The organism is Saccharospirillum impatiens DSM 12546, from assembly GCF_000423605.1.
Lineage (GTDB): Bacteria > Pseudomonadota > Gammaproteobacteria > Pseudomonadales > Natronospirillaceae > Saccharospirillum > Saccharospirillum impatiens.
On record NZ_AUIH01000042.1, the window covers coordinates 1 to 23,615 of the forward strand.

Below are 23,615 nucleotides of genomic sequence, written 5' to 3' on the forward strand. Positions count from 1 at the left end.
GCTCAATCGGTGTTGCTGAAAGAGGCTTCCCGTCACCGCTGTGCGGCGAGGGAGGCGTATAATAGTCTTTTCTGAGGGAGGGTCAAGAGGTGTTTCAGATAAAGTTGTACAAACGATGACAGTCGTGCAAAAAACGAGATACTCAGGGTTAATGGTCAAGCCTGAAAGCGCTGCTTCTACTGTGTTGCAGGTCGGTACCACGGTGAACGGGCACTTTTAGCGAACACCTCTATATAGAAGCAGCAATACAACCCAGCTCTTACGCCAGGGTGACGCGCGCCAGCTTTTTCTTCCCAGCCTGGACCAGGTAGTCGCCAGCGGGGAGCTTCAGATCGGCCCCAACGACCTCCCAGTCCACCTTCACCCGTCCGTTTTTCAACATATCCCGAGTCTGGGCCGCATTCGCCGCCAGCCCGGCCCGATTAACAACCGCCGCAATGGGCAACTCGGTCTGATCGTCCAACGCCAGAGTGATCTGCGGCGTGTCGTCAGGAACCTCCCCCTCCTGCACCAGGTTTCCAGCTCCCTTGTGCGCATTGGCAGCGGCCTGCTCCCCGTGAAAGCGAGCAACCAACTCACGGGCGAGCTCAATCTTAATGTCCCGGGGGTTGGCACCTTGTTCAATCTGAGCCTTCAGGGCGTCGATCTGCTCAAGTGTTTTGAATGACAGTAGCTCATACCAGCGCCACATCAGGGAATCCGGTATCGAGACGATTTTCTGGTACATGGCGCCAGGGGCTTCAGTAATGCCGACGTAGTTGCCCAGCGACTTGGACATCTTCTTCTCACCGTCCAACCCTTCCAGCAATGGCGTCATGATCACGACTTGCGGCTCCTGCCCCTCGCTCTTTTGCAGTTCACGACCAACCAGGAGGTTAAACTTCTGGTCGGTCCCGCCCAGCTCTACGTCAGCTTCCAGTGCCACCGAGTCGTAACCCTGGACCAGAGGGTAAAGAAATTCGTGGATGGCGATGGACTCATTGGCCTTGTACCGCTTCTTAAAATCGTCCCGCTCCAGCATCCGTGCGACACTGTGACGGGCGGCCAGTTTAATCATGCCGGCTGCGCCCAGCTTATTAAACCATTCAGAGTTGAACCGGATCTCGGTCTTCTCAGGATCGAGAATCTTGAACACCTGCTCTTTATAGGTTTCAGCGTTCTGGGCAATCTGTTCGGGTGTCAGTGGTGGTCGGGTTGAGTTCTTGCCAGAGGGATCGCCAATCAGGCCGGTAAAATCACCGATCAAAAAAATGACGGTGTGACCCCGGTCCTGAAACTGCCGCATCTTGTTCATCAGCACCGTATGGCCCAGGTGCAAATCAGGTGCTGTGGGGTCGAAACCAGCCTTGATACGCAGTGGACGCCCACTTTCGAGCTTTTTGACCAGTTCTTCTTCGAGCAGTATCTCTTCCGTACCGCGACGGATTTCTGCCAGTGTCTGCTCCAGGGACATGGAGTCTCCTCAAATAAATTTACATATTAATCAGCGACTAATTATATCAGTATGTGATATCAGTTAGCACATATGCGTTAGACTGTTAATATACTGCATTAACATCTTCTGCCAACTGACTGTTTTAACATGGTGATTCATCTGTTTACTATAATGAAACGCTTCCCACGCTGGCACGCCATCGGCGTCGCCGCCCTGACCTTTGTCATGCTGTCTGTGGCGATGTGGCCAGCCCCCAGCCAATCGGTGATTGTCGAGCTGCCACCCCAGGTGGTGATACCGGCACCCAGCCCCGAGGTTCCTCAGGAGCCCGAATTCACCCGGATTGCTGAAGAGGTCCAGCCCGGCGATACGCTCTCGACCGTCTTTGAGCGTGCCAATGCCGGAGTTCGTGTTCTGTACCGCATGCTGGCCATTGAAGAGATCAGCGACCCTCTGGAGCGCATTTACCCAGGCCAGTCGTTTGAGTTTGAATTCGACGAAGACAATTTGTTGCGCGGTCTAACCTTTAGTGAGTCCATATTGGTCAAGCACCGCATCAGTCTGACCGATGACGGGTTCGATATCGAAAAGATCGTGCGCGAGCCGGAAATTCACACCCGGTTTGCAGAGGCCACCATTGATTCATCGCTGTACCTGTCTGCCAAGGAAGCTGGTCTCAGCGATAATATGGTCATGCAACTGGCCACCCTGTATGGCTGGGACATCGACTTTGCGCTGGATATTCGGGCGGGTGATACTTTCTCGCTGATCTATCAGGAAGAGTATCTTGATGGTAAGAAGCTGGGCGATGGCCCCATTCTGGTCGCTCGCTTCGTCAACCAGGGTCGTGAAGTTAATGCGTTGCGGTACACCGACGAGGGTGGCAGGACCGACTACTACTCGCCCAATGGCGACAGCATGCGCAAAGCCTTTTTGCGCACCCCCATGGACGTCTTTCGGATTTCCTCTGGCTTTAACCCGAATCGCAGACACCCGGTCCTGAATACCATTCGTGCTCACAAAGGCACCGACTACGCCGCCCCAACCGGAACGCCCATCAAGGTAACCGGTGACGGTAAAGTGGTGTCAGCCGGTCGCAATGGCGGCTATGGCAATGTCGTTGTGGTACAGCATGGTGGCGGCATTCGCACGCTCTACGCTCACATGAGCCAATTCTCAAACAACGCCCGCACCGGCAACCGGGTCCGCCAGGGGCAGATCATCGGCTATGTCGGCGCCACTGGCCAGGTAACCGGCCCACACCTGCACTACGAATTCCTGGTCAATGGCGTGCACAAGAACCCGCAAACGGTTGATCTGCCTACCGCGCAGCCGCTGGATCGCCAGTTCCTGCCACAATTCGAAGACTTTGCATCAAACATGATGGGGCAGTTGCAGGTGTTCGAAGAAACCTACGTCGCGGTAGACTGATCCCGGTGGTTGTCAGTCATTACGCAGGCATAAAAAAACCGGGATAATCCCGGTTTTTTTATGCCCAAACAACAGCCTCAGTATCGCTGTCGCTACATGGAAAACGAAGAACCACAACCACAGGTGGTCTCTGCCGCCGGGTTTTCAATTGAAAACCGGCTACCTTCAAGCCCTTCGGTGTAGTTAACGGTTGAGCCTTGCAGATATTGCACGCTCAGTGAATCTATCAGAAAGGTACTCCCTCCCTGATTAATCACGGTGTCATCTTCCGCTACATCGTCGTCGAAGGTAAAGCCGTATTGAAACCCGGCACAACCGCCCCCGGTCACAAATACGCGCAACATCAGGCGATCGTTACCTTCTTCCTCGACCAACTGCCGAACTTTGTGACCGGCCGCCTCGGTAATCACCAGAGCTTCATGGACGTCTGCATTCACAGTCATAGTGTTTCCAAAATCATTGGGCTGCTCTCAGAATTGCCAGGAGATTTGACTCGCCCCTGCCCGCACTGGCAGGCAAGACCCTACAGTGATAGGGGCGAACAACGCCGGATTCAAGGACCCGCTTCCGGATCCCTGCGATATCAGGACGATTTGTTGACTGGCTTGCCGGCATCGAGCATGGGTGCCTCGGTAACGGGCTTTGCATCAACAGGTTCAGGTTTGCTGACCTTTTTGCCCTTCTCGGCAGCCACATGCAACAGTTTGCCGTTGACCTTGGCACCCATCACCATTTCCATCATGACATAGTGCACATCGCCGGTGACCACGGCTTTCTTGGCCAGCTCTATGTGCTCGGAGGAATACACGTCGCCTTTCACTTCACCGTTGATGACAATGTTTGGCGCACGTATCTCACCTTCCACATAGCCTTTATCACTGATGCGCACAGCCGCACCACTGTCCGGATCGGCCAGGATGTTGCCTTTGATACGACCGTCGACGTGCAAGCCGCCTGACACCCGGATATCGCCGCTGATCTCGGCCTTTACTGATATAAGCGTTACGTCATTAGCCACGGTTTGTTTACTGCCCCACATTGTTTCCGTTCTCCAAATCCAACCAACTGTAGGCGGCTTCAACCCGGGCGGCGCGGTCGCCGACGGCTTGAGCAATCACCTGTATCTGGTCGGGTATGAACCCTTCTGGCAACACCAGGTCGCCCTTGATATCCTGAAAATAGCGATAACGGAATCGAATATCCACGTCATCCACCGCTTCGGACACATCTTTTAAAGGCAGCGCTACGCGCTCCCCGCCTTGTGTCCCTACGATATTGACACCTACAAACCCTTGCAGATATTGAGAATTGTTACCCGCCTGGGTCAGCATCAGGCTGTACCGATAGCGGTCGCTTGAACTGGTCGGCTCCAGCGTGACTTCCTGAATACGCAGCCCTTCGTTATCAAGAGACGGGGACATGATCCCCTGGTAAAGGGCGACCTCCTCTTCGAGCTCAGCAATCCGTCCGCTCAGCTCCAACTGCGTCTGCCGGGCGTTTTCGTTGGCCTGGCGGTCGACTTCCGAGCCGCGCTCAAGTTGAGCCACACGCAAACGCAGTGCTTCCTGCCGTTGCTCGGCCTCACGTACATTGAGGCGCAACTCGGCACGTTGGTTCAGAAGCGTCTCATACTGACTGCCACCTGACTGAAAACCATACAGATAGGCAGCGTAGACTGCCAGGGCAATGATCACAATTCCAACAATCCGACCCAGCCAGCGTCGCCACGGCCGATACGGAACCACAACCATCTGCCGTACGGGTGCTACTTTTACTTTCGCCATGCCAACTCCGACGGAATAGGGACGCTTGTCAGCAACCGAAAACAGTTCAGCCCTGACTGCAGTCTTTCCAGCCGCCCAATCGGCATTCAAGAACCAGTCGGGGGATGAATCACTGCAACGCCATGACCGCCTATGATAAGGTCGCAGCCAATTCGGTTACAAGCCAATCTGCCTATGCCTTTACCTCCGATCAGTCAGTGGCGCCGTTTACTCGGCAAACCGGACGGATTGTTGTCGCTGATCATTCTCGGCTGTATTACTGGCATTGCCACGAGTCTGGTGATGGCGGTTTTCATGCTGGGGCTGGATCTGATACTGCAGCAACTGAACGGCACCAATCGGGACGACTTCGAATCGCTCTCAGCCCCAACCCGCTTCCTGTTGCCCATTGCCGGGAGTCTGGCCCTCATTCTGTTGTTCCGGTTTACGCCAACTCACAGCCACTCCGTAGGCATAACGCACGTGCTGGACCGGCTGCAGCGCGGCCGCAGCCGCCTACCCGGCAGCAATGCCCTGTTTCAGTTCTTCGCAGCGCTCATATCGCTGGGGTCAGGTCACAGCGTCGGCCAGGAAGGCCCGGCCGTGCATATGGGTGCCGGTATCGCCAATCAACTGGGGCAAACCGCCAACCGAGTCCCCAGTCAGTTGAGATTGCTGATTGGGTGTGGCACCGCTGCGGCCATCTCATCGGCCTTCGATACCCCGCTGGCGGGCGTGCTCTTTGCCATGGAAGTCATTCTTATGGAGTATAGCCTGCTGGGTTTTACCCCCATCATTGCTGCCTCAGTGACCTCGGCCGCCATGACCCGCTTTCTGTTCGGTGAACACCCGGCCTTTGTCACTGACCTGACCTATCAGGGCAACCTCACCGATCTGCCGTTCCTGCTGGTCGCTGGTTTGCTTGTCGGTTTGCTCGCGGCGGGCTTTAACCGAAGCGTCCGGCTGTTCATGCAATTGCGAATTCATCAACGCCCGGCCCGCTTACTGCTTGCAGGCCTGATCACCGGTGCACTGGCGCTGGGGGTGCCCGAGGTGCTGGGCCTGGGGCACGACACCATCAACCAGGCCATCAACGGAGAACTGGTCTGGTCAGTCCTGCTGCTGGTGCTGATGGCCAAATTTGTAGCCACTTCGGCGGCGGTAGGCCTGGGTGTACCAGCAGGCCTGATCGGCCCTACCCTGCTGATCGGTGCCAGTGCCGGCGGGCTAATGGGCAGTCTGCTGCCTGGCGACGGCAGCCCGGCGTTTTACGCGCTGTTGGGTATGGCTGCGATGATGAGCGCGGTGCTGCATGCGCCGCTGGCCGCATTGATCGCCGTGCTGGAACTCTCACTGAACGCCCATGCTGTGTTCCCGGCGATGATTGTGGTACTGGGTGCCAACCTGGTCTGCCAGCACGGCCTGCGCATTCCCTCCATTTACCACAGTTTGCTGGCGTTCAAAGGGCTGACGATTGAGACGAACCCGGTGCGAACGGCCCTGGCCCAGCGCAGCTTGTCGGAACTGGCGACCGGACAGTTTACCCGCCTCGATCTTACCCAAAACGACGATCAGGCCATGCGTACCGTCAAGGAAGCCCAGCGTTGGGTGGTGCTGCAACTGTCTGATGCCAACTACCTGATCGACAAGACACCCCTGAGCCAGGCGGTGCAGGACTGGGTTCAACTGCCGGTAGAATCTCGCCCAATGCTTGCAGACGCTTTAAAGGCTGTGATTCCGCCTTTCAGTCGTCTGATCAGCGTCGACCAGGACATCAACCTGCTGGAAGCAGTTCGTTTGCTGCAACGTGAAGACACCGCTGGCTTTTTGTATGCACCGGATACCGCCGGGACCGCTCTGATCACCCGGGCGCAACTGGCGACAGTTCTAACCACCGAAGGAGACCTTCGCTGATGCTCTACCTATGGCTCAAAGCCTTTCATATCATTGCGGTTATCACCTGGTTTGCCGCCCTGTTCTATCTGCCACGACTGTTCGTGTACCACGCTATGGCCGACGATTCAGTCAGCAAAGAGCGGTTCAAGATCATGGAGCGCAAGCTCTACCGGGGCATCATGACACCCAGCATGGTAGTCACGGTGACGCTGGGTATCGCCATGCTGGTGGTCAACCCGGCCTGGCTATCAATGGGGTGGATGCACGCCAAACTGTTCCTGGTGGTACTGCTGCTCGGGTACCACCATGCGTGCAGTCGGCTGCTGAAGCGTTTGGCGGCAGACGACAACCGCCACAGTCACACCTGGTATCGCTGGTTCAATGAGGCCCCGGTATTGGTCCTGGTGGGCATTGTTCTGCTGGTCGTACTCAAGCCGTTCTGATCAGGCAAAAAAAAGACCAACGGCCGCAGGGCCGTTGGCCAATAACTACCTATCAACTAGACAATCCCCGGACATTCAATCCAAGGAAGCCTCCAGTCTAGTCATTTCCGTGCCCGGACTCCAGCCCGCAGCTGCGCTAACTCCATGCCGTTTACTGCCCGTCGGCACTGCCGCTCAACGCCCGACCTTGCGCAATAGCCGCCTTTCGATGCGTCACCGCTAACTTCTTGTAAAGGTTATTGATGTGCGTTTTTACGGTGCTGACCGCGATAAACATGCTTTGGGCAATGTCTTCATTATTTTTGCCATCCATGATGAACTGCAACACTCGCCACTCCTTCCTGGAAATACCCAGTGCGAGCAAGCCATCAGGCACCTCCTGTTCACCGCGACGGCTGGCCGTATTGCGCTGTTTGTACAGAATCAGAACCTGCTCCACGTAACGCGCCTGATCGTCCGGCAATGAGCCCAGAGGCAATTGTTCAAACAGCGGCATGATCCACTGACGCAGGTACAACAGACTGGCCACGATCTGATTGGCCTGTAAGTCAGCCAGCACAGCGAGCAAGGCCGATCGGGCGGCCTCTTCGTCGCCCTGTAGCATCCGTATGGCGATGTTCAGCAAATGCAGGCGAAGACGTTCAAGCTTGAATTCTGTCGGTGGCCGATCATTGAAGCGAGCCAGTTCAGCCTCGACACGCTGGCGAGCACAATCGGATTCACCCAACGCCAATTGCCCGTATACCTGAGCCCGCAGTTCACCAAAATCGTGCAGATTACGGCACCCTGACACCGGCGAATGCACCTTGAGCCAGGTGAGGATTTTCTGAGTATCGCCTGTTTGCCACCAGTACAGCAGTTGCACGTCGAGCGAGTAGGCGATTAACTGCTCGGCAACGCTGTCCATCGTCAGAATGCCTTCGTGCAAACCGGACAATTCCCGGGCCGTGGTTGGCTTACCCTTGAGCAGTTCCATTTTCAGCAACCAGCCAAACAGGTGACGTGACCAGAACTCATCCCAGTTCTGGCACACCACTCCCGCTTCATTGATCAGCATCCGGGCTTCCCGCAGACGATACGACTCCAGCGCCAGCTCCGCCTGGTACAGCAATGAAAAACACACATTAAAGCCATTGGCCACACCCTGGGCTTCACTGTAGCGCTGCACTTCCTGACACAGCTCAAGCGACCGGTCAAACTCGCAACGCTGCTTCCAGATCTGAGCCTGCTGGTTCAGACTCCACAGAACAGCATCGTGGTTGCCTTCGCGGCGACTAAGCAGCTCGCTTTGTTCATAGATATCCAGTGCGACGGCCATATCGCCCAGGTCAAACTTCACGTTGGCGTAGGTCAGTAGAGCACTCTGACGCCGTGTATTGTCCTCAGCAAACCGTGCGAGCGCGCGCAATGCCGCTTGTTCGGCTACCTCCAACTGACCCAGTGAGTAGCTGGCCTGCGACCGAACCGTCTCGAACTCGGCCGATAGCAGGCGCCCGGCATCGGTGTCATCGATAAGGGAAAGAGCGGCGTCAAGGCAACCTTCTACCTGCCCGGCATCGCCAAAAATAGCCTCCACCCAACAGTTGACCAACACCAGCTCCGGTTCCCGAACGATCCGCGCCATCGGCAATTCCGTCAGACAACGTTGTACCAGCTCATAATGCGCTTTATGAATCAGGTCATCGCCATACAGCTTAAGGATTCTGACTATCTGGTCCTGGTCGCCGGCTTTAATCGCATGATCAACCGCGCCGACAATATAGCCCAGCCGCAGAAACGCCTGACTGGCCCGGAAATGCAAATCACTGAGATTGCCACCGTACAACAGCGTCAGCTTGTGCTGCAGGAATTCACGCAACAAATGGTGATAGCGAAACCACTGCCGGGGCTCGTTAAATTGGATGATGAACAGGTGCTGACGCTGCAGGTACTCCAGTACTTCGTGAACGTTGATGTTCTCGGTCAGCGCCTGGGCTACTTCGGTGTTGAACCGCCGGACCAGGCTGGTATGAATCATGAAATGCTGCACATCGGCGGGCAGCGCGTCGAACACTTCGGAATCGAAATAATCGATTGCGTTGAGGTTCTTCTGCTGCAGCCGGGTCTTCAGCTCATCGAACGAGGGTTTGGACTTCAGTCCCAGCACGATCAATTGCAACCCTACTGCCCAGCCCTCTACATGGTCGAGCAGTTGCTCCACATCCTGATCTTCAAGCTGGTAGCCACCCAGGCTCTGAAAGAAATGCTGTGTCTCGCAGACATTGAACCCCAGCACATCGTTCTGGATGTCCGCCACCAGCCCCTGCAGGCGCAGCGACATAATGCTGGCCGGTGGATCAGAGCGGGTAGTCAGCACCAGGGTAATATGTGGGGGTAAATGCCGCGCCAAATAGGCTAGCGCCGCATGAATCTGATCGTTCTCAACGCAGTGGTAATCATCCAGAACCAGCACCAGTCGCTCGTCTATCCGGTCCAATTCGAACAACAACTGACCGAACAGAGACTTCAGTTGAGTTTTGCGGTCATGCACACCGGCATGGCACAACCCTTCGCTGAGCGGCACCTGTTTGGCAATGGCGGAAATAAAATAAGCGGCAAACACCACCGGATCGGAATCTTCGGGATCCAGTGATAACCAGGCAAGTCGAACTGCTGGCAGTTTATCGCGTAACGCGTCGACTCCGTGCAACGTGGCAACCGTTTTGCCGAAACCGGCCGGGGCACAGAGTACCACTACCGGCAACCGGCAGGCGTCAACAAAGCTCTGGTCCACGCGCGGTCGGCGAATGGCATTGGGCGGCAGGTGTGGCACCGAAAGCTTCGACGGAACCAGAAAGTGCTGTGGAACCGAATCGGTCATCGGCGCTGTCCGTTGTGTCAGACTGAGAAGCCCCAATCATCCCAGCTCTTCCGGTCACGATCAAATAACCGCAGTGCCGGACCCGCCGGGTTTGCCTCGGGGGCCAGTAACCACGACAATAGTTGCCAGACTTTCACAACACAGGCCACAACCATGACCGACCAACTTGCTGCTTTGTTTGAACGCGCTCAGAAAACCATCCCCGGTGGTGTTAATTCACCGGTTCGCGCTTTCAAAGGGGTCGGTGGCACACCGATTTTCTTCAAGCGCGCTCAAGGCTCACGATTAATCGATATTAACGACAAGTCCTACATCGACTATGTCCTGTCTTTCGGCCCCCAGATTCTGGGGCACGGCTTTGAAGAGGTACGTGAGGCCATTCATCGCCAGGTCGACCTGGCACTGACGTTTGGTGCCCCGACCGAGCAGGAAGTCACCATGGCCGAAGCGGTCTGCGCGATCGTGCCATCGATGGACAAGGTGCGCATGGTGAACTCGGGCACTGAAGCCACCATGTCGGCGATCAGACTGGCTCGCGGCTATACCGGTCGCGATTTGCTGGTAAAATTCGAGGGCAACTACCACGGCCATGCCGACAGCCTGCTGGTCAAGGCCGGCTCAGGCATGCTGACACTGGGCGTACCGACGTCGCCAGGCGTGCCAGCAGCGGTTGCCGCCAATACGCTGACGCTCGATTACAACGACCCTCAAGCGGTGCGTGACTGCTTCAGGGAATACAGTGACCGTATCGCCTGCGTGATTGTCGAACCGGTAGCTGGCAACATGAACTGCGTATTACCCGAACAGGAATTCCTGGACACACTGCGCAGCGAATGCACCGAGCACGGCGCCGTTTTAATCTTCGACGAAGTCATGAGTGGCTTTCGAGTCGCGCTGGGTGGTGCCCAGGCGCTCTACAACGTCAAGCCCGACCTGACCACCCTGGGCAAAGTCATCGGCGGCGGTCTCCCGGTCGGCGCTTTTGGTGGCCGTGCCGACATCATGGACTTCCTGGCACCCAACGGCCCGGTGTATCAGGCTGGTACGCTGTCTGGAAACCCGGTGGCCATGGCTGCGGGCCTGGCCGTATTGGAACAGATCAGCAAACCCGGCGTGTACGAACAACTGACGGCGCGCACCGATGCACTGACCCAGGGTCTTAAAGCGAAGGCGCAAGCAGCAGGCATTCCGCTGACCACCAACTCAGCCGGCAGCATGTTCGGGTTTTTCTTCACTGAAACCGAACGCGTGCGCCGGTTCAGCGACGTCATGACCAGCAATGTCCCCCGTTTCAATCAGTTCTTTCACGGCATGCTCAACGAAGGGATCTACCTGGCGCCCTCAGCCTTTGAAGCGGGCTTCATGTCGCTGGCCCACAGCGAGCAGGACATCGACGACACCCTGGCCGCCGCCGAGCGCGTGATGGCGAACCTGACCGTTTGAATGTGAGCCTCCAAGGCGGTTGGGTACCTGACCCAACCGCTTGTTTTAACTCCCTTTTTCCTGCAAATACAGCGACAGCAAGGCGACAAAAACTGTTGACAGACCCGGGCCCGCTCATTAGTATGCGCGCCTGCTTGCCAACGGTAAGCGCATCCGGTTTGCCTGGGTGGTGAAATTGGTAGACACGCTAGCTTCAGGTGCTAGTGGGGGCAACCCCGTGGAGGTTCAAGTCCTCTCCCAGGCACCAAGATTTCACCGGATGATATTGTTGTTACGCGTTAAAACAGGCCGCAGACATTCTGCGTGCTTCAACAGCCTGTTCACACGTTAGCCGCTCAGCCTGGGTGGTGAAATTGGTAGACACGCTAGCTTCAGGTGCTAGTGGGGGCAACCCCGTGGAGGTTCAAATCCTCTCCCAGGCACCATTTCGAGTAAACCAGCTTCCCTTGACTCGAAATGCCTCTTAACAGGCACATCCCCTGACCCGCGCGTCGAACCCCGCCCCGCTGCTGTACCACTCTGAGGTCCATCAAAGCCGAAGCTAGCTTCAAGCGCTTGTCAGGTCGTTAAATTCGCAGAATTTGAGTCACCTGCTACTGGAAAATGTGGTCCGACAATTCGAAAGTTCCAGTGACATCGAGGATTGCCAAGTCATTGATGTCGGGAGATAGGCAAAGAACCACACTTTTTTAGATATCGTGTTTTGAAAAAGGCAGGAGCCTTTTCCAACAACCTGCTAGAAGCTCAACTGGAACGCCAGCGCCATGCCACCGTCAGTCGGTAACAACGCAAACTGCGAAGCAGACCCCGGCTCAACCAGCCACTGATTCACCCCCCAGGCCAGGGCGGCGCCCGCAAACACGTCTGTCGGGTGATGCCGGTCTGAGTACACTTTACTCCAACCAACGTAGCTGGCTGCCAGATAGGCTGGCAAACCGGCATCCCAGCCATAGCGACGTTGGATAAAAGCCGCACTGGTAAACGCCGAAGCGGCACTGAAACTGGGGAAACTCAGATCATCGGTTCCATCTGGACGCTCCCGCTCCACCAACCCCTTTAACACATAGCTGCTACTGAGCGTGATGCCATAGGCCATCACCAGTTGTGAGCGCCCTTCGGGGTCATCCAGCGTATAGGTGGCCGTGGCAGCTGTCAGGGGTAAGGCGTAGAGCAATACCTCGCCCGCTTGTATCCAGCGATCGTCTGCATGGCCCAGGTTACTGATCAGGGTTAGGGCAATGACAGATACGGAGCTTAGCCAATTGAAGTGGCGTCGGTTTAGTCTGCTTTTCATTCCGTGCGTCCTTTCATAAACCGCTCCCGGTTTTCTTCTTTTTTGCGATCACTTTTGCGCAGCAGAATATACAATGCCCCTACGCCGCCATGGTGCTTTTGCGCCGAATGAAACGCCAGCACCGCCGGCATTTGTTTCAGCCAGGTATTCACACAGCTCTTCAGGAACGCCTTTGGCTCGCCGCGTTCGCCTTTGCCGTGAAGGATCATTGCTGAGCGCACGTCGTAACGCAAGCAGTCGGCAATAAACCCGTAAACCTCGTCACGCGCTTCAGCCATGGACTTGCGATGCAGATCCAGACGGGCATCAATCGGGTACTGGCCACGCTTCAGTTTCCGATATACACCGTGGGCTACGCCATCGGTGCGATAGTCCAGAATGTCCAGTGGGTGCACCAGATCAATGATTTCCTCCGTCAAGTGGTTCGGGTCGCCCTGATCGACCTTGACCGCCATCTGCCGGCGGTGCAGTAAACTGGGCTCCGGCACTTCGGTTTTCACCGTATCGACGCGTGGCTTGGTCCGGATACGGCGCACACCTTGCATTTCTTGACGGAAAATTTTGATTTCGTCGTCGTCTTCCATAAGACACCTGTCGATTTTCACCGTATTCTAACAGTATGTACCGATGCTCGGCACGGCAGGGCCAAGCATCATGACGGGCTCGTTGTAAAAGAGCGGTAAAATGGATCGTCAGCGCCATATTGAATAGAGGACACTAGTTGCCATGAACGAATCTCATATTTTACTCATTGATGACGACCGCGACCTGGCCGAGCTGCTCGGCGAGTACCTCGATGCCGAAGGATACAAACTGAGCGCCGCTCACAGTGGTGAGGATGGCATCGTGCAATTGCGCGAGCATACCTACGATCTGGTGTTGCTCGACGTGATGATGCCTGGAATCGATGGTTTCGAAACCCTCCGCCAGATCCGCAACCATTCATCCGTTCCGGTGCTGATGCTCACCGCCAAGGGTGAGGAGATGGACCGGGTACTGGGGCTGGAACTGGGGGCCGATGACTATCTTGCCAAACCATACAGCCACCGCGAGTTACTGGCCCGCATAAAAGCCTTGCTGCGCCGGATTGAGCTCGACAAGGTACAGCAGGAAAACGACAGCGGCACCCTGGAATGCAACGGCGTTACCCTGAACTTTGACACCTACGAAGTCGAATGTGAAGGTGAGCATGTGCCGATGACCACCAGCGAATTCAAAGTGCTGCGCGTCCTGATGGCACGGGTTGGCAAGGCTGTTCCGAAGGAAGACCTGTACCGCGAAGTGCTGGGCCGTGAAATCATGGCGTACGACCGCTCGATCGACATGCACGTGTCCAACGTCCGGCGTAAACTCCAGGCAGTGACCGAAACGCCGAAGATTCAGACTATTCGCGGCATTGGCTATCTGTTTGTCGACCCGAAATAAACCCGCCATCTCCCGCCTTTCCGGACACCGGCTATTGCCATGAAATTCTCAGTAAACTGGCGAAAAATCAACCCGCTGGGCTCGGTGTTCGGCAAGATCTGGCTAAGCTTCTGGGTCACTCTGCTGCTGATCGTGCTGGCTGTCGCCTTTGTATCGCATCAGGTAGCACAGGTTTACCAGATTGGGGCCCCCAATGCCTCACACATTGGCCTGCTGAATCGGGTCAAACTCCCCAATATCGACCGTCTCGCCAGTGACCGCCAGGAAATCATCGACGAACTCGACCGCTTCAACAGCGAGTCACGGTTTCAGTGGTACCTGGTCGACGACACTTATCATCTGCTTGGCACCCCAAAACCACCGCGCCGCATTCTGGTCATGCTGTCTGAAATGATGGAGCTGGAAGGCGTTAAAGTCGGCCAATGGCGTCAGGAAACCTGGATGGGGCCCATCACCATGTCAGTGGGTGGTGATATGTACCGGATGTTCCTGCGTGGGGTGCCTGCCTTGCCGCCGCCCAACTTGCCACTCTGGCTCGACAGCCAATGGTTGCGGGCAATTTTTGCGTTGTTTGTATCCGGCGGTATGGCCCTGGTACTGGCCTGGTCCATCACCCGCCCGATCGCCCGTCTGCGTCGGGTCTCCCGGCAACTGGCGGGAGGCAGCCTGGATGCCCGGGTCGGCGGTGCGGTAAACAAGCGTGCCGATGAACTGGGTGACCTTGGGCGCGACTTCGACGAGATGGCCGAGCGCCTCCAGCAACTGGTCTCGGCTCAGCAACGGTTGCTGAGTAACGTCAGCCACGAACTGCGCTCCCCCCTTACCCGACTGCAGGTGGCGCTGGGCATTGTTCGCCAGAAAGCGCCTGCCGATCTCGAAACCGCGTTAAGCCGCATTGAACGGGAAAGCGACCGGCTGGAAAGCCTGATCGCCCAGGTGCTCAAACTCTCGCGCTTCGAAAACGAAATGCAGCACCTGGAGCCGGCGCAATTGCAACTCGACGACCTGGTACGACACGTCGTCGAAGACGCCCGCTTTGAATCCAAAGCACACAATATTCTGATCACCGACCAAATCGACAGCACCGTCAACATCTGGGGGGACCCCCAGTTGCTGCACTCGGCCATCGATAACGTGATTCGCAACGCGCTGCGCTTTTCGCCGGAAAACGGAGAGTTGAGCATTCACCTGACGGCACGCAAGGGCGAAGCGTTGATTGAGATTTGCGATCAGGGGCCGGGCGTACCGGAGGACAAACTGGAACGGCTGTTCGACCCATTCTACCGGCTCGACCAATCCAACTCCGGAGCCGGGCTGGGGCTCAATATTGCCCGACATGCGGTGACCGCTCACAAGGGTGACATTCGTGCCTACAACCGGCCAGAAGGCGGCTTGTGTGTCCGCATACGGTTGCCGTTGAATCAGCACGGCCGGCTGCGTCAGGGCTGACCCCGAAAACGCGACAAGGCACCCGCCAATCTTATAGACTTCGGCTTCTGCTCACATTAAGAGGCCCGTCATGTCCCCCATCACAACCGCTTCCGGCGCCATAATCCGCCTGGCCCGACCCGATGATGTTACCCACATACTGCGTTTCATCAATGAACTGGCCGACTACGAAAAACTGGCTCACGAGGTCGTCGCCACCGAAGAAAAGCTGACTGAAACCCTTTTTAGTGGCAAGCCGGCCGCCGAGGTTTTGATTGCAGAGCGTGACGGCAAACCGGTCGGAATGGCCCTGTTTTTCTCCAACTACAGCACTTTCCTGGCGCAACCCGGTATACACCTGGAAGACCTTTACGTGCAACCCGACCAGCGCGGCTCCGGGGTTGGCAAGGCGCTGATCACCAGCCTGGCACAACTGGCCGTCGAGCGAGACTGCGGCCGACTGGAGTGGAATGTGCTCGACTGGAATGAGCCGGCCCGGCAGTTTTACCGCTCGCTGGGGGCCAGTGCTCTGGAAGGCTGGATTACCAAACGGGTCACTGGCGAATCGCTGCAGGCCATGGCCCGCATGCTGGAGCGTGCCGGATGACCCCGGCGGTCCAATTACTCAAACGTCAGAAAGTGGCGTACGAGCTGCACACCTTCAATGTTGACGACAGCGATGAAAGCTACGGCCTGGCCGCTGCCAAAGCTTTGGGGGTGCCGCCAGAGCGGGTGTTTAAAACGCTGCTGGTCTGCTTCAACGGCGACCCCAAAGCCCTGGGTGTCTGTATATTACCGGTCACGCACACCCTGAATCTGAAGCGCGCCGCAAAAGCCCATGGCCAGAAATCGGCGCAAATGGCTGACCCGGCCATTGCGGAGAAAACCACGGGTTATGTTGTCGGCGGAATCAGCCCGCTGGGCCAGAAAAAAGCACTGCCAACCGTGGTTGATCACCATGCAGAGACCCTGAGTGCTGTCTATGTCAGCGGTGGCAAGCGTGGGCTGGACCTCTCGCTGGCACCGGCCGATCTGCTGCAACTGACCCGGGGACGTTTTGCGTCACTGTGCGTGGCCGACGCAACCTGAACCACACCTGAGTGGGCTGCTACTGTTGCCGCAGTATTACACTTCAGGCGTCATGGCGGGGGCTTTGGTGAATCTGAATCATCAACCGCAACAGAGTGCTTGTGACTGGGCAGCGATTTGCTATGTTGGGTGACAAGCCTCACATCAACCGCAGGCTAATCAACCAGGAGCGAAAAATAACAATGAAATCTTTGATGACTGCAGCCACTGCCTTGTTACTGGCACTGGCGATCACGCCCGTTCAGGCCGAATCCATGTCCGCTGAAGGTCAGTGGCGTACCATTGACGATGAAACCGGCGAAGCCAAGAGTCTGGTCCGCGTCTGGGTGGAAGACGGCGAACTGCAAGGTCAGATCGTTGAGTTGCTCAACCCAACCGAACCCAACCCGGTATGCTCCGACTGCAAAGGCAGCCGCAGAGACCAGCCGATTGAAGGCATGACGTTTCTGTGGGGCCTGGAACGCGATGGCGATGAGTGGGAAGGAGGACGCATTCTCGACCCTGCCAACGGCAAGGAATACAGTGCCAAGGCCAAAGTTATTGAGAACGGCACCAAACTGGAAGTTCGCGGCTTTATGGGGTTTGCGCTGATTGGCCGGACTCAGGTCTGGGAACGCGTTCAGTAACCACCTGATATAGCAGGTTGTTGAGATTCGTAGAATGTCGGCGGCCTGCAACCGGGATATGGCCGTTCCGGCAAATCGATGACTGTTACGTTATGGATTTTGCGAGAGAAGCAAAAGCCGCAATGTTTGGTTCTCGTGTTTCGAAAAAGGCAGGAGGCCTTTTTCACCAACCAGATAGAGGTTCACCGGTCACGCCGGTGAACCGGTGCTTTTCCTGCCGGCCTTACCCCGTTATGCTGCCTTTCCCTGTTAACCGCTGAACTGCCCGATGACTGGTACCGACCCTGTTACGCTATTGATTGCCATCACCCTGGCGCTGCTGCTGGTACTCCCGGCCGATGGCTACACCTATGAATTTGTGCGCGCCCGGCATGAGCAGGTCAGCCCGCTGTGGCGGCTGATACTCGGGCGTATGCTGATTACCGTAACCCAGGCCGGGTTAATGGCAACCGCGGTTACCGTTTGGGCCAAATCGGGGCCGTTGGGGCCAACCTTGCTGGTCTTCGCCGGCGCCATGATGGCCGCCTGGTTATGGATGTGGTACTGGATCAAAACCTACATTGCCGAGCCCGGTCACCCTACCCGGCGAATCACGATAGTCAGTGTCATCCTGACCGGCGCGCTTTCAGCCACGCTCTGGTTCGAAGCCTTTACCTTTCAGGCACTGCTGCAAGCCTGGGTAGACACACCGGCGCTTGATACCGTCATCCTGCTGTCTCTGATTTGGGTGGCCATCGATGCACTCTGGCTCGCCCTGCTGGCCAGTCAGCCCTGGGGCACCCGCCTGATCGCATCGCACACCGGTCAAAGCCGACTGAACCGAAGTCTCGGCTTACTGCTCCTGGCCCTCTCACTCTGGGCAATGGTGGCTGTGCTTTAAGGGCGGGGGCGTATTCCGTGGCATGAGCTCGTGTCAGCTACCGGCCGTGCCCTTCCGGGGTCGGGCGGAATGCCGCCCGACCCTACAGGAGCACCCCAGGTAGCCAGCGCGAACCACTGCCACCAGAGCCTCCCCCGAACTTCGAAACTTGAGTTACCAACCTCCCAAATGCCTACCTCAATAAAACTCACCATCCTCAGCCATGGTGTTGATCACCGACAATTTCTTCACGCCGTCGTTGGTACCCAGCAACAACACATCCGCCGGCCGATGCGCAAACAACCCATTGGTGACAACGCCGGGAATGTTATTAATCGCGGTTTCCATCGCTTCCGGGTCTTTGATGTCCAGCTCATACACGTCCAGAATCTGATTGCCGTTGTCGGTGACCACGCCTTCGCGATAAACCGGATTACCGCCCATTTTTAGCAGTTTGCGGGCGACCGCGCTGCGCGCCATCGGGATGACTTCAATGGGCAGCGGAAAGGCACCCAGTTTTTGCACCGCTTTGGACTCATCGGCAATGCACACAAAGGTTTTGGCGATTGAGGCGACGATTTTCTCCCGGGTCAGTGCCGCGCCGCCCCCTTTGATCAGATGCAACTTGCGATTGGCTTCGTCACAGCCATCAACATAGACCGCCAGTTTCTCAACCTGGTTCATGTCGAACACTTCAATTCCGTGATCGCGAAGACGTTTGGCACTGGCATCACTGGACGCGACGGCGCCCCTAAAACGGTCTTTAACACCCGCCAGTGCATCGATAAACAGGTTTGCGGTAGAGCCGGTGCCAATACCGATAATGGCTTCCGGTTTCAGGTCCGGTTTGATGAAATCGAGCGCAGCCTGGGCGACCGCTTGCTTCAGTTCGTCTTGAGTCATGGGAGCGTTCCTGTCAATGAGTGTTGTTTGACCGCATTATAGCTGCTGTGACGCTCAGTAACACACACCGCCGGTTATCCCGTCGCGTCGCAAAACAGTATGCCGCGATTTGCCGTACGCCTGCGTTTCCGCCTTCGCCCAAAACCCTTACACTAGGGAGCTGCGCCACTCATTCCGCAGATGGCGCAAACGACGACTGTCATTCACCCGCGAACCAGGAACCTTCCATGTTGGAACAGACTGTTAAAAAGATACTCAATGCCCGGGTCTACGAGGCGGCTATCGAAACGCCTCTGGAAAAAGCCGCTTTTCTCAGTCGTCGAATGAACAACACCATTTTGATTAAACGCGAAGACCTGCAACCGGTATTCTCGTTCAAGCTGCGCGGTGCCTACAACAAGATGACCACCCTGACCCAGGCGCAACTGGACAAGGGCGTTATCTGCGCTTCCGCCGGCAACCATGCTCAGGGCCTGGCCGAAGCAGCCCGGCTGATGGGCGTGAAAGCCACCATCGTGATGCCCAAGACGACGCCTGAAATCAAGGTCGCCAACGTACGCGCCCGAGGCGGCAAAGCCGTGCTGCATGGCGATGCCTTCGACGAAGCGCTGGAACACGCACGCAAGCTGGAGGCAGAGCGCGGCCTGACCTTTATCCACCCCTACGACGACCCCGACATCATTGCCGGCCAGGGCACCGTGGCTCGGGAAATCCTGCACCAGCACAGAGGCGATGACATTCATGCGGTGTTTATCCCGGTCGGCGGCGGTGGGCTGATTTCAGGCATGGCCGCTTATTTCAAATATCTGCAGCCCAATATCCGGGTCATCGGGGTTGAGTTTGAAGAAAGTGCCTGCCTGGCCGCGGCACTGAAGGCCAAGCGCCGGGTCACGCTGAGCCAGGTTGGTATCTTTGCCGATGGCATTGCCGTTGCCCAGATCGGCAAGGAACCCTGGAAAATCTGCAAGGATTATGTCGACGAAGTCATCACCGTCACCTCCGATGAAATCTGCGCAGCGGTTAAAGACATCTTCGACGATACGCGGTCAATCACCGAACCAGCCGGTGCGGTCAGCGTGGCAGGCATGAAAAAGTTTGTTGAGCGCGAGGGGTGTACCAACAAAACGCTGATCACCGTTTCTTCGGGTGCCAATACCAATTTCGACCGGTTGCGTTACGTGGCTGAACGGGCCGAAGTGGGTGAACATCGTGAGGCGATCCTGTCGGTCACGATTCCCGAGAAACCCGGGGCGTTCAAAAAATTCGTGTCGATCATCGGCAAGCGTTCGATCACCGAATTCAATTACCGTTTCGATAACCCCGAGAAGGCGCATATCTTCGTGGGTGTAAAAATCAGCAGCCTTGAGGAACGCGAACAACTGGTCGCAGAGTTGAGCGAGGCCAACCACCCGGTGCTCGATTTGACCGACAACGAAGTGGCCAAATCCCACGTGCGCCACATGGTTGGTGGTCACGCTCCGAACATCAGCAATGAGCACCTGTTCCGTTTCGAATTCCCCGAACGGCCAGGTGCGCTGGGCAAGTTTCTGAACACCCTGGGTGGCCACTGGAACATTTCATTGTTTCACTATCGTAACCACGGGGCAGCGTACGGTCGGGTATTGACGGGTATTCAGGTGCCACGTGAGGATATGAAAGCGTTTCGCCAGAAATTGGAAGAGCTGGGGTACCCTTACTGGGAAGAGACCAGCAACCCGGTCTACGCCGCGTTTTTGGGCTGACCCGGTTTTCGTCGACTTGAGCCGCTTCTATGAACCCGACCGAGCAGGAAAAGTTGGATCTTGAGCACCAGGCCGCACGCGTTTTTATGCGCGCCTGGGAGCGCCAGCACCGTGTTCCACTGCGTCACATCTGGCACAACAAACCGAGTAAACCCGACGTTTCCTGCATACTGAACGGCCAGCGACTGGACCTTGAGATTGCCCATTTGTATGGCTCAGAAGTCGAGGCGATGGCCATACTCGGGCGCGACCTGAGCCCCGCCACTCACCAGGCCCTGCTTGAGCTGATGCAGGAAAACGTGCACCAGCGTCTGCTGCACGCCCTGAACCGCATTCTGAGCGTCAAAGCGCAGAAACACTACCAGACCCGGCGCGTCTGGCTGGTCATCCGCAACGCCAACCCGTTGTGGCACAACGACGACATGCTGGCTTTGCGCCACCATTTCACGGTTCCCAAAGACCACCCGTTCGAACAAATCTGGATGGTGACCAACTTATCCAACAGCAGCGACATTCTGCAACTCTACCCGGACTGACGGTCGAACCAGTCGGCCAGAGCCCTTACCACACTCAACATCGTCGCCAGAGAAGGACTGCTGAACCCCAACAGGAAGCCTTGCTCACCGGTGGCCGGTGTCGCGTAGTGATCCGACAGGACCTCCAGATGAATGCCATTATTGGCCAGATCGTCGGCAATCCGGCGATCCCATCGCGCCGGGGGCTGCGCTGCCAGCCAACCTTGTTTTACCATGACCCGAATGTGCATACCGCCGTTCGGCGTCTGCCAGTCGAGCCAGGGCGTCAGAGTCTCAGCCAACAGCGCCAGCAACCGGTCTCGCTTCAACCGATAATGCCGTCGCATTCGATTCAGGTGCCGGTCGAAGCAACCATGGCGCATAAAATCAGCCAATACCGGCTGTATGGGCAGTGAAGCAGACGCCCCCAGAGCTTGCTGACTGGCGTGAAACCGCTCAATCTGTGCCGGCGGTACCACCACAAACCCCAGCCGCAACCCGCGAAACAACACCTTGGAAAAACTGCCGACCAGAAAACAGCGGCCCTGAGTATCGGCCTGCATCAACGGCAAACCCATGCGGCCCTGGTAAAGGTATTCATTGTCGTAGTCGTCTTCGATCAGCCACAACGAAGACGGCGCCTGCATCGCCTGTAACCAGGCCTGGCGACGTGCCGGGCTCATGGTGATGCCAAGCGGGTACTGCCGATTCGGCGTGATGATGGCGACCTGAGGCGATTCGCATGCGGCTGGCAAGCGAACGCCTTCGCTGTCGACCTGCAGCGAACCTAGCCCCAGCGCCCGGGTACTGAGCAAAGCCCGCATCGGCGTGTAACCCGGGTTCTCCAGCAGCCAGCGTGCCTGCTCGGTCTGAGCGTCCAGACTGTGCTGAAGAATGATCAGGGCATCGCGATTCCCTGAAGTGACAAACACCTGGTCAGGTGAGCAAGTTAGTCCCCGCACCCGGAACAAATAGTCAGCGATAGCCTCCTTCAATGGCGGATACCCGCTTGCATAAACCCCCTCTAACACCTTGTGATCCGGGTTGAGCCAGCTGCGTCGCATGCTGGCGGCCCAGTCCCGCGCCGGGAATGCGGCGATATCCGCACCGGAATCACAGCTCAGCGCAGGCAACGGCTCAACCGGCAGTGCGCTTCGCACCTGAGGCGGCGTATTCCCCTGAGTTCGCGCAGTGGCTGCAACAAAAAGGCCCCTTTTGGGCTCACTGACCAGAAACCCTTCGGCCAACAAGGAATCATAAGCACGCGCCACGGTGCTGCGTGAAACGCCGAGAGAAACGGCCAGGTGGCGGGAGGAAGGCAGCTTGTCGCCCGGGTTAAGTCGGGCCGCGCTTATGCCGGACTTCACCTGATCGATTAACTGCTGATAGTAAGGGCCAGCCGCGTCCACCAGGTGAAACGACAAACTGCCGAGGGCATGCTTCATACTCATCTGGCCTGCAAAATTAAATTAAAACTGGCTATTTTTTAGCAAACCAGTTCGACCTATGCTGGCAAAGACGGCGGCTAAAGTCACCCCTGCGAACAACATAGCCTTCGTCGGACAATGGCCCAAACAAACGACCAGACAGAGGAAAGCACCGTGAGTACCCGATTACCCGACCCAAACACGCCTTTGCACACCGGGAAAAGCCACGTCAAACGCGGCCCGGGCCGAGCCCGTTACGATATCGAACAACTGCACGCGATTATCGATGCCACACTGCTGTGCACGGTAGCCCAGAGCCTGGATGGCCAGCCGTTCGTCACGCCTACCTGTCACTGGCGCGATGGTGATTACCTTTACTGGCACGGTCACGCCAAGGCACGGAATCTCGCCCCCGGGCAACCGGTGTGCATCAACATCCTGCAGATGGATGGCCTGGTACTGGCGCGATCGGCCTTTCACCACTCGATCAATTATCGGTCGGCCACCCTCTTTGGCAACGCCGAAGCGGTGACCGGGCCGGAAGAAAAAGCCCGGCAATTGCGCCGCTTCGTCGACCGGATTTCACCCGACCGCTGGGATGCCCTGCGCCCGATGACGGACAACGAGCTCAAGGCGACCGGTCTGTCACGCATCCTGATCAGCGAAGCGTCCTGCAAAATTCGGGCGGAAGGTGTGAACGATGATGCAGCTGACACCGATTGGCCGGTTTGGGCCGGGGTCATGCCTCTGGAAAAACACTGGGGCGCTCCCATTCAGGAAGCGGGTCAGGCAACATACTCTGTACCCAGGTTACCGCTCAACGCCCGATAGCACGTTATTCAGCCCCAGAAACAGGAGATATCGAATGCCGGGCAATCCTTGCTGCATCCTTTCGACGAGTTACAGACAGATTCTAAGGCTGTGTTAACATGGATTTGGTATCCGGCAGGCCTGAATAACCTGACGACCTGGTTCCCGACACCGACTGGCTGAACCACCTTGCCAGCCTGTGTTTTTGCAGTAAAAGACCGGGACA

At 56.9% G+C, this 23,615-nt stretch carries 22 protein-coding genes and 2 tRNA genes; 15 read left to right on the forward strand and 9 right to left on the reverse strand.

Going from position 1 to position 23,615, the window contains the following annotated elements; all coding sequences use genetic code 11:
* Positions 1 to 259: 259 nt before the first annotated feature.
* Positions 260 to 1,453, reverse strand: a complete 1,194-nt coding sequence (gene tyrS / locus G565_RS0116455; RefSeq protein WP_028671871.1) for a tyrosine--tRNA ligase — start codon at positions 1,451 to 1,453, stop codon at positions 260 to 262.
* A 153-nt stretch (positions 1,454 to 1,606) separates the two neighbouring features.
* On the opposite strand from tyrS, the gene G565_RS0116460 reads away from it, so the two are divergent.
* Positions 1,607 to 2,866: an OapA family protein gene (locus G565_RS0116460; RefSeq protein ID WP_037339898.1), complete on the forward strand. Its 1,260-nt coding sequence runs from the start codon at positions 1,607 to 1,609 to the stop codon at positions 2,864 to 2,866.
* 92 nt (positions 2,867 to 2,958) lie between these two features.
* Here G565_RS0116460 and erpA read toward each other — a convergent pair whose 3' ends face one another.
* The 3 genes from erpA to G565_RS0116475 form a co-directional block, all read right to left on the reverse strand.
* Positions 2,959 to 3,309 carry an iron-sulfur cluster insertion protein ErpA gene (erpA, locus tag G565_RS0116465; RefSeq protein ID WP_028671873.1) on the reverse strand — a complete coding sequence of 117 codons (351 nt, stop codon included), beginning with the start codon at positions 3,307 to 3,309 and terminating at the stop codon, positions 2,959 to 2,961.
* 140 nt (positions 3,310 to 3,449) lie between these two features.
* Positions 3,450 to 3,905 (reverse strand): bactofilin family protein, encoded by a 456-nt coding sequence (locus G565_RS0116470; RefSeq protein WP_028671874.1) that lies wholly within the window; start codon positions 3,903 to 3,905, stop codon positions 3,450 to 3,452.
* Complete coding sequence (locus tag G565_RS0116475) at positions 3,892 to 4,650, reverse strand: DUF6776 family protein (RefSeq protein ID WP_157600119.1); 759 nt, start codon at positions 4,648 to 4,650, stop codon at positions 3,892 to 3,894. The genes G565_RS0116470 and G565_RS0116475 overlap by 14 nt, the downstream gene beginning before the upstream one ends.
* 174 nt (positions 4,651 to 4,824) lie before the next feature.
* Between G565_RS0116475 and G565_RS24550 the strand changes: the two genes are divergently transcribed.
* Both G565_RS24550 and hemJ read left to right on the forward strand, forming a co-directional pair.
* Entirely contained in the window at positions 4,825 to 6,543 is a 1,719-nt protein-coding gene (locus G565_RS24550; protein WP_051208120.1) for a chloride channel protein, read from the forward strand.
* Positions 6,543 to 6,968 (forward strand): protoporphyrinogen oxidase HemJ, encoded by a 426-nt coding sequence (hemJ, locus tag G565_RS0116485; protein WP_028671876.1) that lies wholly within the window; start codon positions 6,543 to 6,545, stop codon positions 6,966 to 6,968. The genes G565_RS24550 and hemJ overlap by 1 nt, the downstream gene beginning before the upstream one ends.
* Before the next feature lie 151 nt (positions 6,969 to 7,119).
* Here the strand turns inward: hemJ and G565_RS0116490 are convergent, their stop codons facing one another.
* Complete coding sequence (locus tag G565_RS0116490) at positions 7,120 to 9,828, reverse strand: winged helix-turn-helix domain-containing protein (protein WP_028671877.1); 2,709 nt, start codon at positions 9,826 to 9,828, stop codon at positions 7,120 to 7,122.
* 153 nt (positions 9,829 to 9,981) lie between these two features.
* On the opposite strand from G565_RS0116490, the gene hemL reads away from it, so the two are divergent.
* The 3 genes from hemL (at position 9,982) to G565_RS0116510 (ending at position 11,696) form a co-directional block, all read left to right on the forward strand.
* A complete protein-coding gene (gene hemL / locus G565_RS0116500) occupies positions 9,982 to 11,271 on the forward strand; it encodes a glutamate-1-semialdehyde 2,1-aminomutase (protein WP_028671878.1) in 1,290 nt (429 codons plus the stop codon).
* Positions 11,272 to 11,431: 160 nt separating this feature from the next.
* Positions 11,432 to 11,518, forward strand: a tRNA-Leu gene (locus tag G565_RS0116505).
* Positions 11,519 to 11,609: 91 nt separating this feature from the next.
* Positions 11,610 to 11,696: transfer RNA gene (locus tag G565_RS0116510), tRNA-Leu, on the forward strand.
* Positions 11,697 to 12,007: 311 nt separating this feature from the next.
* On the opposite strand, the gene G565_RS26140 is transcribed toward G565_RS0116510, so the two are convergent.
* Positions 12,008 to 12,565 carry a phosphatase PAP2 family protein gene (locus G565_RS26140; protein WP_051208123.1) on the reverse strand — a complete coding sequence of 186 codons (558 nt, stop codon included), beginning with the start codon at positions 12,563 to 12,565 and terminating at the stop codon, positions 12,008 to 12,010.
* A complete protein-coding gene (gene smrA, locus G565_RS0116520) occupies positions 12,562 to 13,149 on the reverse strand; it encodes a DNA endonuclease SmrA (RefSeq protein ID WP_028671879.1) in 588 nt (195 codons plus the stop codon). The genes G565_RS26140 and smrA overlap by 4 nt, the downstream gene beginning before the upstream one ends.
* A gap of 142 nt (positions 13,150 to 13,291) precedes the next feature.
* Between smrA and G565_RS0116525 the strand changes: the two genes are divergently transcribed.
* The 6 genes from G565_RS0116525 to G565_RS0116550 all read left to right on the forward strand — a co-directional run bounded on the left by G565_RS0116525 (position 13,292) and on the right by G565_RS0116550 (position 18,013).
* The gene (locus G565_RS0116525) at positions 13,292 to 13,990 is read left to right on the forward strand and encodes a response regulator transcription factor (RefSeq protein WP_028671880.1); all 699 of its coding nucleotides are present in this window, start codon (positions 13,292 to 13,294) and stop codon (positions 13,988 to 13,990) included.
* 39 nt (positions 13,991 to 14,029) lie between these two features.
* Positions 14,030 to 15,439 (forward strand): ATP-binding protein, encoded by a 1,410-nt coding sequence (locus G565_RS26145; protein ID WP_051208125.1) that lies wholly within the window; start codon positions 14,030 to 14,032, stop codon positions 15,437 to 15,439.
* Positions 15,440 to 15,509: 70 nt separating this feature from the next.
* Positions 15,510 to 16,025 (forward strand): GNAT family N-acetyltransferase, encoded by a 516-nt coding sequence (locus G565_RS0116535; protein ID WP_028671881.1) that lies wholly within the window; start codon positions 15,510 to 15,512, stop codon positions 16,023 to 16,025.
* Positions 16,022 to 16,507 carry a Cys-tRNA(Pro) deacylase gene (gene ybaK / locus G565_RS0116540; RefSeq protein ID WP_028671882.1) on the forward strand — a complete coding sequence of 162 codons (486 nt, stop codon included), beginning with the start codon at positions 16,022 to 16,024 and terminating at the stop codon, positions 16,505 to 16,507. The genes G565_RS0116535 and ybaK overlap by 4 nt, the downstream gene beginning before the upstream one ends.
* Before the next feature lie 194 nt (positions 16,508 to 16,701).
* Entirely contained in the window at positions 16,702 to 17,133 is a 432-nt protein-coding gene (locus G565_RS0116545) for a DUF2147 domain-containing protein (RefSeq protein ID WP_245584203.1), read from the forward strand.
* A gap of 268 nt (positions 17,134 to 17,401) precedes the next feature.
* On the forward strand, positions 17,402 to 18,013 hold the full coding sequence (locus tag G565_RS0116550) for a hypothetical protein (protein ID WP_028671884.1): 612 nt from the start codon (positions 17,402 to 17,404) through the stop codon (positions 18,011 to 18,013).
* Positions 18,014 to 18,190: 177 nt separating this feature from the next.
* Here the strand turns inward: G565_RS0116550 and rpiA are convergent, their stop codons facing one another.
* Complete coding sequence (gene rpiA / locus G565_RS0116555) at positions 18,191 to 18,895, reverse strand: ribose-5-phosphate isomerase RpiA (protein WP_028671885.1); 705 nt, start codon at positions 18,893 to 18,895, stop codon at positions 18,191 to 18,193.
* A 227-nt stretch (positions 18,896 to 19,122) separates the two neighbouring features.
* Here rpiA and ilvA point away from each other — a divergent pair, with 227 nt between their 5' ends.
* On the forward strand, positions 19,123 to 20,637 hold the full coding sequence (gene ilvA / locus G565_RS0116560; protein WP_028671886.1) for a threonine ammonia-lyase, biosynthetic: 1,515 nt from the start codon (positions 19,123 to 19,125) through the stop codon (positions 20,635 to 20,637).
* 29 nt (positions 20,638 to 20,666) lie between these two features.
* Positions 20,667 to 21,173 (forward strand): hypothetical protein, encoded by a 507-nt coding sequence (locus G565_RS0116565; protein WP_028671887.1) that lies wholly within the window; start codon positions 20,667 to 20,669, stop codon positions 21,171 to 21,173.
* Here the strand turns inward: G565_RS0116565 and pdxR are convergent.
* Positions 21,161 to 22,597 (reverse strand): MocR-like pyridoxine biosynthesis transcription factor PdxR, encoded by a 1,437-nt coding sequence (gene pdxR / locus G565_RS24565; protein WP_051208128.1) that lies wholly within the window; start codon positions 22,595 to 22,597, stop codon positions 21,161 to 21,163. The genes G565_RS0116565 and pdxR overlap by 13 nt on opposite strands.
* A gap of 156 nt (positions 22,598 to 22,753) precedes the next feature.
* Between pdxR and G565_RS0116575 the strand changes: the two genes are divergently transcribed.
* Positions 22,754 to 23,410, forward strand: a complete 657-nt coding sequence (locus G565_RS0116575; protein WP_245584204.1) for a pyridoxamine 5'-phosphate oxidase family protein — start codon at positions 22,754 to 22,756, stop codon at positions 23,408 to 23,410.
* The last annotated feature ends 205 nt before the right edge of the window (positions 23,411 to 23,615 follow it).